An 11,732-nucleotide genomic window follows, 5' to 3' on the forward strand; every position below is an offset into this window, starting at 1 on the left:
GGAACTGGCCGGCATCCTCGTCGACATATGCTGCTTCCTGAAGGGGGTTGAGCAGGTGGAAACGGAGAGGGGCTGGCCCGTCCGCTCGGCCAAGGTGGTGCTGAAAACCGCGCTCGGCGCGCTCGCGCGGCACTACGAGCCGTCTTCCGGCGCTCGAGGCGACAAATCTTGGCCCATCCTGCACTGGGGAGTGGAGAACTACCGACCGAAGCTTGCGTGAAGGTCCTGGCCCCAGGCAGGCAATCAGCCTGCCGCGGGCGCGACTTCGGTGGCTTCGTTCCGAATGCGCTGAACCATCGACCGCAGCCCGTTAGCCCGCTGGGGTGTGAGGTGCTCGTCAAGACCGAGTTTGCGCATGACGTTTTCGGCATCGATCGCCAGGATTTCGCTGGCGCGCCTGCCGGAAAACAGAAGCATCATGATGGCGACAAGACCGCGTACGATATGGGCATCTGAATCGCCCCTGAAGCTCAGCACCGGGTCGTCGCCGTCTCCACGCTCGGTGTGCAGCCATACCTGGCTGACACAGCCGCGCACCCGATGCGCCTCGTCGCGCGCGGCTTCGGGATAGGGTTCCAGGCCGTTGCCGAGGTCGATGATATAGCGGTAACGCTCTTCCCAGTCGTCCAGGAAGGCGAAATCGTCGTAGATGGTGTCGATCGTGGTACTCATTAAGCCGGATATAGTGATTGTCCGGCCGTTCGTCACGGAAAACCTTTGATTGCCGCCAAAAGCCGGCAGTGATCTATTGATCGTGGCCCGCGGGGTGCCTGGCAACGCTTCCGGTTGTCAGGGGCGCTTCCATTGTGCCTGCACTGGCCCCTGCCGAACCCTCTGCCGAACCATCTGCCGGCTCTTCGAGCATCTCGTAGGCAAAACGGGCGCTTTCGCGGGCGCGCGCGCCGATCGTTTGAAGGGCGGCACGTCCGGTCTCACAGACCTCGGGCTTGCGTTCACAGATGCCGACCATGTCGCTGATGGCCTCGCGCGCCGCACCCAGCGCCTGCAGGGCGCCGACCTGCGGTGTTTCCGTGCCATCCTCGCTGCCGGTTCCGCCGATTGGCAGCAAAAGCAGCACCAGTGAAAGCCAGAAGATCGAGCGAATAAGAAAGCCCATGACGTCCAGTCCCGTTTCGTGCCCCGTGGGGCGTCCCTGGCAAATATCCTGTCATGGCCATGCCAAGGAGCTCTTGAGATTTTTCCTAAAATTGAAGGCAAACTTTTTAAAAGTTCGGAAATGTTGGCCTTTGAAGCAAACCTGTCACAAACCCGCGGGATGACGGTTACGCTTTGTTGGGCATCTAATGATCTGGCGCGGTTGATCTTTTTCTCCGGCAAGGCCGAATTCGACGGTTTTCAGCGCGCCTGTTTCTAAGGCCATTTTGTTCAGCGCGCGTTAACCATGACGACATTCATCCGCGTTTGACGGGCCGATTTCTTCCTTTTTGCGCTTGCCGTCCGCCCATCGGTGCCTGCGCTTATCCTTTCCTTAAACGCTCAGTGCGAGTCTCGGCAGGAACAAGAACCCGCCGAACGGACAAAGCAAGAGCGCGTCGAGTTGAGTTCACGAGTAGCATCATATCAAGAATGGCCGGCAGCCCTTTCTGCCGCATGCGAAAGGCTGATTCATCCCAGTGTCGAACACGGGTGGAGCGTTCGCGTCAGTTGCGGCTGGCGGGTGTGCTCTTTGCGGCACCCTTTCTGTTCGCGGGAGCGGTCGCACTACTTCTTGCAGGAACGGTCGGTTTCGCCCAGACGCTGGCGCTCGCCAGCGCGGGATTTGCGGTTAGCTGGCTGACTGCGGCGGGTCTGCTTGCCGGCGGGCGGCGGGCGTGGATTGAAGGGTTGGCGCTTGGTCTGGGTCTTGCTGCCGTCAGCGCCGTGATCGTGCTTTCGGGCGGGGTTGCTTCTCCCATGACGGCGATGGCCGGTGTTCTTGCGGCAGAGAGTTTCTGGATCGCGCGGACACGGCGCGCTGCCCTTACGGGCTGTGCTGCCGGTGCCTTGGTTCTTGTGCTGGCGGTCTCCGGCGGGACATTGGGCTTCGGGTTCCAGTCATCGCTGCCGCTGGCAGCCCATTGGCTGATCCCACTTGTCTATGCGGCGACGCTCGCCCTGCGCTTCGGCACAACAGGGGCGAAGCAGAAGGGCCTCGAGACGCCGTCACAAGAGACAGGCATCGAGGCGCGGATGAACGCGCTCGTGCTGCGCCTTAATGGCACCGGCGATGTGATGGATGCGTCGTGCCAGGCGGAACGTGTCCTGAATGTCCGGTCCGACATTCTCCTCGGAAACGGCTTTTTCGAGCGCATTCATGTGGGCGACCGCGTTGCCTATCTCTGTGCCGTGTCGGAATTGACCGATGGTGCCGACCAGCGCGCGATCAGTATCCGCCTGCGCATGCCCGCCGAGGGTGACGCCTTCCGTGCTACCGGATACAGACAGTTCGGTGTCGAGCTTCTGAAGGAGGGCGACGCCGGGCAGATCGTCGCCATCATCCGCGACGAGAGCGATCGGGCAGAATTGGAACATGAGGTAGCGCGGGCGCGGGAAGAGGCGCGTGTCGCAAAGGTTGAGAGCAAGCGCATGCTGGCCGCCGTCAGTCATGAACTGCGCACGCCGCTGAACGCGATCCTCGGATTCTCCGACACGCTTCAGACGGAGATATTCGGGCGCTTTTCCAATGACCGGCAGCGCGAATATGTGCGGCTCATTCATGAGGCCGGTGAGCATCTGCTTTCGGTCGTGAACTCGACGCTGGAAATCTCCAAACTGGAGGCAGGCACCTATACGCTGCACCCGGAAGCGTTCAGCTTTTCGGAAGCGGTGGACGCAAGCGTGGCGTTTGCCATGGCAGATGCGGCTGCCCGTTCCGTTGATGTCGATGTGGCTGTTGCGGAGAATGTCGGCGTCGTCTATTGCGACCGGCGTGCCGTGCAGCAGGTCTTGATAAATCTTCTGTCGAACGCCGTGAAATTCTCGCACGCCCATGGCCGCGTCCAGGTCACAGCCGAACGGTTCGGCAATCGCCTGGATTTCAGCGTCACCGACAACGGTGTCGGCATCGCGGCCGATGATCTGGAGCGCATCGGCGAGCCGTTCGCCCAGGTGCGAAATGACGAGACAAGGCACGTTGAAGGAACGGGCCTTGGCCTCGCGCTCGTGAAGGGGCTTGTGAGCCTGCAGGGCGGTGGCATGACGATCGACAGCGCGCCCGGCGAAGGCACGCGCGTAAGCATTTCGCTGCCGGTTGGTGTTGGCGCGGAAAAGGACGAGAATGGCCGGGGTGGCAAACCGGTATCTGACGATGAGTGGAGTCATGAAGAATACCGCAAGACGGCCTGAACCGGAGGTCACGTTTGGAACTCTGCTCCGCGCCGGGCTTGCCGGCGTCGGAATGGCAATCGTGCGCAATCCGGTGGCAGTCGGTGGCGCGACGGCCTTTGCCGTCGCCTTCTCCTTCGTTTCGGCAAACGCGCTCTGGTACCAGCCGCATTTCCACTCGGGCGCGCTGATTTCGACGCGCACGCCCGCCTTCACGGATCCCCGGAGCGGGCCGGCATCTGGGCGGCCCGCCGTGCCAGCGGTGCCGGCGGTGATCACCGAAACACCCCGCCAGGCACCACGTGATGTGGCGCCCGATCAGGATACGACCGGCGCGATCCCGGTCGAGCGTCCAGACGAGGTGGCGGGAGGCGATCCGACCATACGCCAGGTGCAGACAGTGCTGCAGGAGCTGGGATTATACCGCGGCACGATTGATGGCCTTGAAGGGCCTGCAACCCGCACGGCAATTGGCAATTATCGCCGTATCGTGGATCTGGATCCGTCGCCGATGGTCGATGAGGCGCTGCTGCGTCAGCTCGGTCTCGCGGCGGTACAGCCTGTCAGCCACACGCCGCCCGCGTCTGCAGCGCCTTCCATGCCGCAGGTGCTGCCGACGCCGACGCCGCGACCGGCCTATCAACGCCCGGCGGCAACCCCGGTGAGCGTGGAGCGGGAAGCTGCGCAGGTGCCGGTGCCGGCGGCGGAGGTTCCGCAGCCGCGTGTTCAGACGGCGTCACTTGATACGGATGAAGCCGACCCGACCATCATGCGCGTGCAGGCCGGTCTGAAAGCGTTCGGCAATGACGGGATCGAGGTTGATGGTGTTCTCGGGCAGGGCACCCAGGCCGCCATCCGCGAGTTCCAGAGCCTTTTCGGTCTTCCGGTCAGCGGGCGACCGGATGAGGCATTTCTGGCCAAGATGCGCGAAGTTGGCCTGACCAACTGAGGTGAGCGCGGACGTCGTCGGCAGATCATTTTTCCGCAGGAACCAAGGAGGCGCTGCGCGTGCGTCTGACCAGCGAATTCTGGGTTTCAGCCCTGACAAAGAGGCTCTTCGCGGAAGGCGGGTTTGCGACGGTTCTGCAAAAGGGCGCGCGCGAGGCCGGAACCGTCTACATTCTGTTGCGCAATCGTCTAGGCCAGCAGGCGCTTTATGGTCCTGCGGCGCAGGCGGTCTATGACGAGGCCCGGCCCAATGAGCGGCGCTTTGCATTGATTGCGCGGGACGATGAGGAAGCCATCAACAGGCGCCTTGAGCGCGAGCGCAGGTTCGATCCCGACTTTTGGCTGGTCGAGATCGAATTGACGGATCTGGACGAGGCGGAACGCTATTTCGAGATTGCGGCCGGCTGACCAGCGTGCCCAGGGCAGTTGGCACCTGTCTGCCAGTCGTTCAGCGTCTGACGCGCGGCGTCTGGAGACAGAGCCATGTAGCGCTCTAGAAAGAAGCCGATGGCGCTGCGCTGCGAAAACAGTCCGGGAAAAGCCGCCGCGGAAAGAAGGAAAGCTTCCGCATCATCCAGCTCCAGCGCTTTCAGGGCGATGATGAGTTCGCCATAGGTTGGAAAACCGGTTATCTCGCGGGCCGCCAGAAGGGTAATCCCAAGAACAGAAGACAGAGCCTTTTCGAACGCATTCTTTTCGCCGGAAAGGGCTGCCGCACGAAGAATCCGCCCGGCATCGCCCGCAGATGGGCGTTCAGCGCCGTTGCCCTGCCAGCCGAGCGGGGCCTGCGAATTGGCGGCTCGCATGATGAGACGCAGGCGGTTGCGCACGTCCGCTTCAGCGGCACTTTCGCCGGCTTCCGTCTGGCTGTCCGTCTCGGCAATTTGCGCCGTGAGCGCGCGGGTGAGCGCCGCAATCGCCGGATTGAGATCCGTCCTGCGCCCGATGACACGGGCATGGCCCTTTCCATGCCGTGCGATAAGACCGATCAGATCGACGTCCGACAGGGCCGGTGAGCGTATCAGAAGTGGCGCGGAAATCTCCGCGGGTTCGTCCACGAGCTTCTTGAGCAGGCCCTGCGGCGGGGTTCTGCATTCTGAAAGGACCGCGGCCGCGTAGCGGCGCGTTTCGGCGGATATCAAAGGGTAGAGGGGAAGGACAAGATCATCCAGCTGCGCGATTTCGCGCCGTGTCGGACGTGTGAGCGACACGAACGCGGACACCGCGGCGCGAAACAGCCGCTCGGGTCTTTGCGCTTCCCCGCCAGAAGCCAGTTGCCTGAATACAGCGGACGACACGCAGACCAAAACCTCCGAAACGCGACTGGTTACAAGATACCTCACCGGTGCTGCACCTGGAGCGCCGATGATTGATGAGATTTACACCCATTCCCTTAGCAAGCTGTTAACCGGGTTCTTTAGACTTCTGTTCAGACTCTCCGGTTCTGACCCGGTCGATGGGTTTGTCTGTCGATGGGAGGTAACCAAACGTTAACCATGTGCTGCCTTACTGGAAGAAGGAGGCGTTGCGTACCACTCCATCACCGAAAGGGACGCGATGTCATGGCTACGATACTGAGCTTTGCAGCGGCAGCGAAACGATCGTCGTCGGCTGCACCCAAAAGACGGACTGCCGGCGCTTCGATCATCATTTTTCCCGGCGTGCGCTATGAGAGACGACCGGACGGTGATCCCGACACCGGTGGAGACGACCGCCCGCACGATGTCCGCCGACGCTCGACCAAGGGTTAGGGTCCGGACCCTGGCGCAAGAACGCGGCCGATGGCACATCGGTATTGTCCGGTGCGCTCCCGTGGAGGCGGCTGGAAAGCGTGCCAGGTTCACAGTGTCTCGCAGCGAAGACCCTCAAAGAACCGCTCCACGATGATCCGCCAGCTCCCGTCGGGAACGAAGACGCGGATCACAACCATGCCTTCCCCTATATCCGTCTGGGCGATCAGCGAGGTTGCGAGTGTTTCGGGAACCCCCTTGCGCAACTCCAGCAACTGGGCGGCGTTCACTATCAGCGCATCCAGTCCCCGGTTGGTGGCGCTCCGGTCGTTCGCATTGAACACGTTGAATCCGTCCCGGTCGTATACCGAGAACGACCAGAACGGCACGCGTTCGTCCGCGGTGATGCGGACCATTCCGTTTTCCAGATCAAAGCGGCACGCTGCCGTATCGAAGAACGGATTTTGTGTTTCGGCGAGGAGTGGGTTGCCATTGCCTTCGCCCAGACGGATGAATGCGTAGGGATCACCTTCCTCGGCCATCGCCGACCAGACATCGCGTTCTGAATAGGTGGGAAGCAGGAACAGGATGGCGATGTGAACGGCGGCGGCGCCGAACAGGCCAAGCAGGAGCACATGAAGGAGCCTAAACATCGCACTCCATCCGGGTGATGCCGGGCAGGCTCGTTTCACCAACGCGGGCGCCCGTGGATATGGGCGTATCCACCAGGGTGAGTACCAGTTCCATGGGGCCGGTTCCGGCAACGGCCAGCCAGTTTTCAGGCTGGGGGCGGGCCGAAACCACGATCTTCAGGGGCTGGCCATGGCGCCATAGGAGCTGCGGGAATGAAGCGCCGAAGAAAAGCGGGCGGGCGCCGAAAGGATCTGCCTGTTCTCACCGGTGGCATGTAGGGTGAAGAACCGGGTGGGCGGGAGATCGCCCTGAAGCTGATAGGTGCACTGGCGCAGGAGAGGGCGCCCGGCGCTGTCTGAACCCGCGACAAGGACGATGCCTTCCGCCTGGCCAAGGCTGAGCTGCCCCAGACGCGTGCTTCTCGCCCGGGAATAGGGGTCGGCCTCGTGTGTGCCCTGCCTGGGAAAGGTGACCCATGGGCCGATTTCCACGGAGCCGATTGTCCGCGTCGATTCGAGCGCCAGCCACGCGCTGCCGGCACCGCCGCCAAGTGCGATGAGCAATACGAAGGCCACGAAGATTACGGTTTTCAGCATACGTGTTCCGGCAGGCCACGGACACTTCCGGATACTTCAACTCGAACGGAAGGTTCAAGCATTTTGAGGTATGCCTTGCGCAGCATTACAGGGCGGACAGGGTTTCGTTGGAGGCGGGCTTGCGCAGGCGCGGTGCGGCCTCGAAATCCTTGGAAAGTCCCTTCAGGAAGAGTGAGGTTTGCGCCGAGAGTGCCAGCGGAAGCGTTTCGCTTTCCTGGCGGTCCCCGGCGCCTTCTTCGCTGGCGGTCTCTACCGCGTCCGTCTCGATGCGCATCGGCCCCTCGATGCCCGGCAGGGGTTTGATCTCGACGTTTTGATGTGCGTAGGCCATCAGGCGCTGCCAGACCATGGCGGGCAGGGAGCCGCCGGTCATGCGCCTTGTGGGGTGGAAGTCGTCATTGCCGAGCCAGACGGATGCAACATAGTTTCCGGTGTAGCCGACATACCAGCCGTCGCGGTAGGACTGGGTGGTGCCGGTTTTGCCTGCAGACCGCGTCATCGGCAGGGCCGCGCGCCGGCCGGTGCCCTGTTCGGGAACCAGGATGAGCATCTGGTTCATGGATGCGGCCGCCTTTTGCGAAAGCACGCGGCGCGGTGGCGGAGCATCGCGGCCATGATCATAGATGAGATTACCCGAATGGGTCATCATCTGGACAATGCCGAAGCGCCTGTCGGCATAACCGCCATTGGCAAAGACGGAATAGCCGGTTGCCTGATCGAGCGCGGTCATGCCTGACGTGCCCAGCACCATCGTCTTGTGGCCGTTGAGCGGGGATTCGATGCCAAACGACTTGATCAGGGAAATGATCGGATCGATGCCCAGATGGTCACGGGCAAGCCGTACGGGAACGGTGTTGTAGGACTTGATCAGAGCGCGCGTCAGCGTGACGCGCCCGGCATAGCTGCGTCCATAATTGCGCGGGGACCAGCTGCCCCATGAGATCGGGCCGTCAGAGATGGCGGTTTCCGGCTCGAATCCGTTCTCCATTGCCACCGCATAGACATAGGGTTTGAAGGACGAACCGGTCTGGCGCTCGGCCTTTGTGGCGCGGTTGAACTGGCTCGCGCCATAGTCGCGGCCACCGACGACAGCGCGCACCGCACCTTCCGTGTCCATGAGCACGATGGCGCCTTCGGAAACGTCATAGTCCTTGCCGTACTGGCGCAGATGAAATTCGAGCGATTCTTCCGCAGCTTTCTGGAGGTTGGGATCAAGCGTGGTGCGGGCAACGAGGGAATGGGTGGCGCTGCGCGGAACCACCCGTTTGACCTCTTCAAAGGCCCAGTCGAGGAAGTAGTCCGGCGTATCGGCTCCGTCACGGTCGACGGCCGTTGCCGGATGCAGGCGGGCGGAGAGAATCTGCCCCTCGCTCATGAAACCGGCCTGCACCATGTTGGTGAGAACCTCATTGGCGCGTGCACGCGCGGCCGGAAGGTTCACATGCGGCGCGTAGCGGGCGGGTGCCTTGAAGAGCCCGGCGATCATCGCCGCTTCAGAGAGGCTGAGATCCTTGACCGGCTTGTCGAAGTAGAAGTCCGCGGCAGCGGAAATGCCGAACGTCCCACCGCCGAGATAGGAACGGTCGAGGTAGTATTGCAGGATTTCGGTTTTCGACAGGTTCATCTCCAGCCAGATCGAGAGGAAGGCTTCCTTGACCTTGCGCTCAAGCGTTCGCTCGTTGGAGAGAAACAGGTTCTTGGCAAGCTGCTGGGTGAGCGTCGAGCCGCCCTGAACAACGGAATTGGCGCGCACATTTTCGGTGAGTGCACGGGCAAGGCCCATGAAATCGATCCCGAAATGGCTGAAGAAGCGCCGGTCTTCCGTGGCCAGAACTGCTTGATCACGTGGTCGGGAAGCTCGTCGACAGGCACGGAATCGCGCTGAATGATGCCGCGCTGGCCGATTTCATTGCCGTAGCGATCAAGGAACGTGACAGCGTAATCGTCCTGCGCGCGCCAGTCGCCCGCGGTTTCCTCGAAGGCAGGCATGGCGAGCGCCAGCATCACGACCGACCCGACAGCTCCCAGCGTGGCACCCTCGCTGAAGATTTCGACCACGGCGCGCCTGGCACCGTAGACACGGAAGCGGCGGAAGAAGATCGTCACGCTTTCCCAGAATTCGGCGAGCTTGAAGCCCGCTTCGTAAAGCGTGGAATCGATCCAGGCGTCGAGCGCCAGCAATCTGGTCGCCCGCGGCGCCTTACTCTGCCGTTTTTCGCTCGGCATTCTCACCCAAACTCCCGTCCGGCCATTTGCGGCCAACCCGTTCGAATCCGTCCTGCGGAACCGCCAGCCGGACACGACCCCACATCGTTTTCCGGCATGTATTGGCCATTCTAGCGGATTGCTCTGTGAGTTTCTTCGCATTTCCGCCGCTTCCGCAAGGGAATTTCGCCGAAATGGCTAACGGATGGGATGCGTGCAGGAGAATTTAGGAAAAAATTCTTGACAGCGTAACGGTTCGTCGGTAGGGTTCATGCATGGTCGCAAAGTTGCGGCGTTTCGAGGCGGGTCCTTTGGCGAGGGCGCGCCTTTTTTGTTTTCGGACATGGATGGACGCTATGGGCAAGATGGGTGCGGCCGATCTGATGGCCGTGCGTGCGCTTCGTGAAGGTGCGCCGCCTTCTTTTGAACTGCTGGCGCTGGCAAGCGGTCGTTCGGAGCGGCTTTTGCGCAAGCGGGCGCAGGAGGAAGAATGGGGATCGCCAGACGATCCGGCGCTGCCGCCATCGATCGAGCGGACGCAAAGCATGATCGGGATGCTCTTCAATCAACTCCAGCGGGCAATCGAGGATGCGGTTCATCGCGATCTTTTCGACAAGGGGCGGATCGAAGGCCTCGGTTCGATGCTCAAGGTCGTGGAAAAGATGAACGAAATCGCGATCGAGCAGCAGGACATGAATGGAAAGCATGCCCCCAGCGATGAAGAAATGGCCGCCGCACTCGACCGCATTGACGACCGCATCCGCTGCCTTGCTGCAGAGCTTGCAGAAAGGATGGGCAAGGCTGAATCTGGCACAGGAACTGGCACACGCCATTGAACGCGAATGGCTGGGTGCTGCGCGGCTCGCGCAATATCCGCTTGGAGCGATTTTCGACAGCTGGCTGGTGATGGGCGGTCGTGGCGCCGGCAAGACCAGGCTGGGTGCGGAATGGGTGAATGCGCTGGTTCGTGGGTTTCCGCCCTTTGCCAGTGGTGCGCGGTATGGCCGGGTGGCCCTGATCGGCGAGACGCTCTCCGACGCACGCGAGGTGATGGTGGAGGGGCCGTCGGGTGTGCTGGCGGTTTCGCGTGGGGTGCGACCGCGCTTCGAGGCGAGCAGGCGGCGGATCGTCTGGGACAATGGCGCGGTGGCGCAGCTTTTTTCTGCCGAGGACCCGGACAGTCTGCGCGGTCCGCAATTCGACGCTGCCTGGTGCGACGAACTGGCCAAATGGAGACAGGCGGATGCGACGTTCGATATGTTGCAGTTCGGTTTGCGGCTTGGCGAGCGGCCAAGGCAGCTTCTGACCACCACGCCGAGGCCGATCCCGCTGATCCGCCGGCTGATGGACGATCCGCATGTGACGGTGACGCGGATGCGCACGGATGAGAATCGGGACAATCTGGCTCCGGGCTTCATGCGGGCGATCCGTCAGCGCTATGCGGGAACGCGGCTTGGACGGCAGGAACTCGACGGTGAACTGATCGAGGATCGGCCCGACGCACTGTGGACAAGGGCGATGCTGGAGGCGGCAGCTTGCGCCGAACGGGTGGATGACCTGAAGCGCATTGTCGTTGCGGTCGATCCGCCGGCTGCCTCGGGCCGCAGGTCAGACGCCTGTGGGCTGGTGGCGGCGGGGCTCGATGCGACGGGCCATGGCGTTGTGCTGTGCGATGAGACGGTGAAAGGCGCCAAACCGCAGGAGTGGGCCGCGCGCGCGGTGGCGCTCTATCATCGGCTTGAGGCCGATTGTCTTGTGGCCGAGGTGAACCAGGGCGGTGAGATGGTGGCGACGATGATTGCCACGGTGGACGCGAGCGTGCCGGTGAAGGCGGTGCGGGCAACGCGGGGCAAGTGGCTACGGGCGGAGCCGGTGGCGGCACTTTATGAGCAGGGGCGGGTGCGCCATGCGGCGCGGTTTCCGGAGCTTGAGGACGAAATGTGCGATTTCGGCCTCGATGGCCTCTCGGGAGGGCACTCGCCGGACCGGGTGGATGCGCTGGTCTGGGCCTTGAACGAACTCATGCTTTCAAACCGGCGGGAGCCGCGCGTGCGCGCACTCGGCTGAGGCTGACAAAAACGCAAATCGGGAAAATCACATGGCTTGGTATTGGCCCTGGGCGAACCGTCCGGGAGGCGCTGGCGCGCCGGTTGAAACCAAACAGATGCATGCCGGCGGTTTCGTCGCGCTGCACCGGGAGGCGGAGGCGCGGTTTTCGCGGCGCGACTATGCCGCGATGTCGCGCGAGGGGTTTATGGCCAACCCGATCGCGCATCGCGCCGTGCGGCTGGTGGCG

General features: G+C 62.4%; 13 protein-coding genes and 2 pseudogenes. 8 read left to right on the forward strand and 7 right to left on the reverse strand.

The annotated features are described in order from the left end of the window. Positions 1 to 220: DUF6456 domain-containing protein (locus JCM21793_RS29555; RefSeq protein WP_036541237.1), on the forward strand; the 220-nt coding region annotated here is incomplete at its 5' end. A 23-nt stretch (positions 221 to 243) separates the two neighbouring features. Here JCM21793_RS29555 and JCM21793_RS20985 read toward each other — a convergent pair. Both JCM21793_RS20985 and JCM21793_RS20990 read right to left on the reverse strand, forming a co-directional pair. Beyond that, positions 244 to 672 carry a SufE family protein gene (locus JCM21793_RS20985; protein WP_007008416.1) on the reverse strand — a complete coding sequence of 143 codons (429 nt, stop codon included), beginning with the start codon at positions 670 to 672 and terminating at the stop codon, positions 244 to 246. Between the two features lie 73 nt (positions 673 to 745). After that, positions 746 to 1,117, reverse strand: coding sequence for a DUF5330 domain-containing protein (locus JCM21793_RS20990; RefSeq protein WP_025031616.1), 372 nt, complete (start codon positions 1,115 to 1,117; stop codon positions 746 to 748). Between the two features lie 530 nt (positions 1,118 to 1,647). Here JCM21793_RS20990 and JCM21793_RS27520 point away from each other — a divergent pair. From JCM21793_RS27520 to JCM21793_RS21010, 3 genes are read left to right on the forward strand one after another with little or no spacing between them, the layout of a single operon-like run. Continuing rightward, positions 1,648 to 3,345: a sensor histidine kinase gene (locus JCM21793_RS27520; protein WP_036541240.1), complete on the forward strand. Its 1,698-nt coding sequence runs from the start codon at positions 1,648 to 1,650 to the stop codon at positions 3,343 to 3,345. Further along, the gene (locus tag JCM21793_RS21005; protein ID WP_007008419.1) at positions 3,320 to 4,273 is read left to right on the forward strand and encodes a peptidoglycan-binding domain-containing protein; all 954 of its coding nucleotides are present in this window, start codon (positions 3,320 to 3,322) and stop codon (positions 4,271 to 4,273) included. Before JCM21793_RS27520 ends, JCM21793_RS21005 begins: the two co-directional genes overlap by 26 nt. Positions 4,274 to 4,332: 59 nt before the next feature. Further along, on the forward strand, positions 4,333 to 4,680 hold the full coding sequence (locus tag JCM21793_RS21010; RefSeq protein ID WP_025031617.1) for a DUF1491 family protein: 348 nt from the start codon (positions 4,333 to 4,335) through the stop codon (positions 4,678 to 4,680). Here JCM21793_RS21010 and JCM21793_RS21015 read toward each other — a convergent pair. After that, complete coding sequence (locus tag JCM21793_RS21015) at positions 4,656 to 5,570, reverse strand: hypothetical protein (RefSeq protein WP_025031618.1); 915 nt, start codon at positions 5,568 to 5,570, stop codon at positions 4,656 to 4,658. The two genes, JCM21793_RS21010 and JCM21793_RS21015, sit on opposite strands and share 25 nt — an antisense overlap. Before the next feature lie 264 nt (positions 5,571 to 5,834). Between JCM21793_RS21015 and JCM21793_RS29355 the strand changes: the two genes are divergently transcribed. Next, positions 5,835 to 6,023 (forward strand): hypothetical protein, encoded by a 189-nt coding sequence (locus JCM21793_RS29355; protein ID WP_143038459.1) that lies wholly within the window; start codon positions 5,835 to 5,837, stop codon positions 6,021 to 6,023. Positions 6,024 to 6,112: 89 nt separating this feature from the next. Here the strand turns inward: JCM21793_RS29355 and JCM21793_RS21020 are convergent, their stop codons facing one another. The 4 genes and pseudogenes from JCM21793_RS21020 to JCM21793_RS27530 form a co-directional block, all read right to left on the reverse strand. Continuing rightward, positions 6,113 to 6,655 carry a DUF1254 domain-containing protein gene (locus JCM21793_RS21020; RefSeq protein ID WP_007008422.1) on the reverse strand — a complete coding sequence of 181 codons (543 nt, stop codon included), beginning with the start codon at positions 6,653 to 6,655 and terminating at the stop codon, positions 6,113 to 6,115. After that, on the reverse strand, positions 6,648 to 6,806 hold the full coding sequence (locus tag JCM21793_RS30690) for a hypothetical protein (RefSeq protein WP_007008423.1): 159 nt from the start codon (positions 6,804 to 6,806) through the stop codon (positions 6,648 to 6,650). Before JCM21793_RS30690 ends, JCM21793_RS21020 begins: the two co-directional genes overlap by 8 nt. A gap of 5 nt (positions 6,807 to 6,811) precedes the next feature. Then, entirely contained in the window at positions 6,812 to 7,231 is a 420-nt protein-coding gene (locus JCM21793_RS27525) for a hypothetical protein (protein WP_244439936.1), read from the reverse strand. An 85-nt stretch (positions 7,232 to 7,316) separates the two neighbouring features. Next, a pseudogene (locus JCM21793_RS27530) lies at positions 7,317 to 9,457 on the reverse strand (transglycosylase domain-containing protein). A 335-nt stretch (positions 9,458 to 9,792) separates the two neighbouring features. On the opposite strand from JCM21793_RS27530, the gene JCM21793_RS29360 reads away from it, so the two are divergent. The 3 genes and pseudogenes from JCM21793_RS29360 to JCM21793_RS27535 form a co-directional block, all read left to right on the forward strand. Continuing rightward, positions 9,793 to 10,272 carry a hypothetical protein gene (locus JCM21793_RS29360; RefSeq protein ID WP_025031619.1) on the forward strand — a complete coding sequence of 160 codons (480 nt, stop codon included), beginning with the start codon at positions 9,793 to 9,795 and terminating at the stop codon, positions 10,270 to 10,272. Then, the gene (locus tag JCM21793_RS21040) at positions 10,238 to 11,503 is read left to right on the forward strand and encodes a DNA-packaging protein (protein WP_036541255.1); all 1,266 of its coding nucleotides are present in this window, start codon (positions 10,238 to 10,240) and stop codon (positions 11,501 to 11,503) included. Before JCM21793_RS29360 ends, JCM21793_RS21040 begins: the two co-directional genes overlap by 35 nt. Positions 11,504 to 11,534: 31 nt before the next feature. Beyond that, positions 11,535 to 11,732 (forward strand): annotated as a pseudogene (locus tag JCM21793_RS27535) (phage portal protein); the annotation flags it as partial.

Source organism: Nitratireductor aquibiodomus NL21 = JCM 21793 (assembly GCF_000615975.1).
GTDB classification, from domain to species: domain Bacteria; phylum Pseudomonadota; class Alphaproteobacteria; order Rhizobiales; family Rhizobiaceae; genus Nitratireductor; species Nitratireductor aquibiodomus.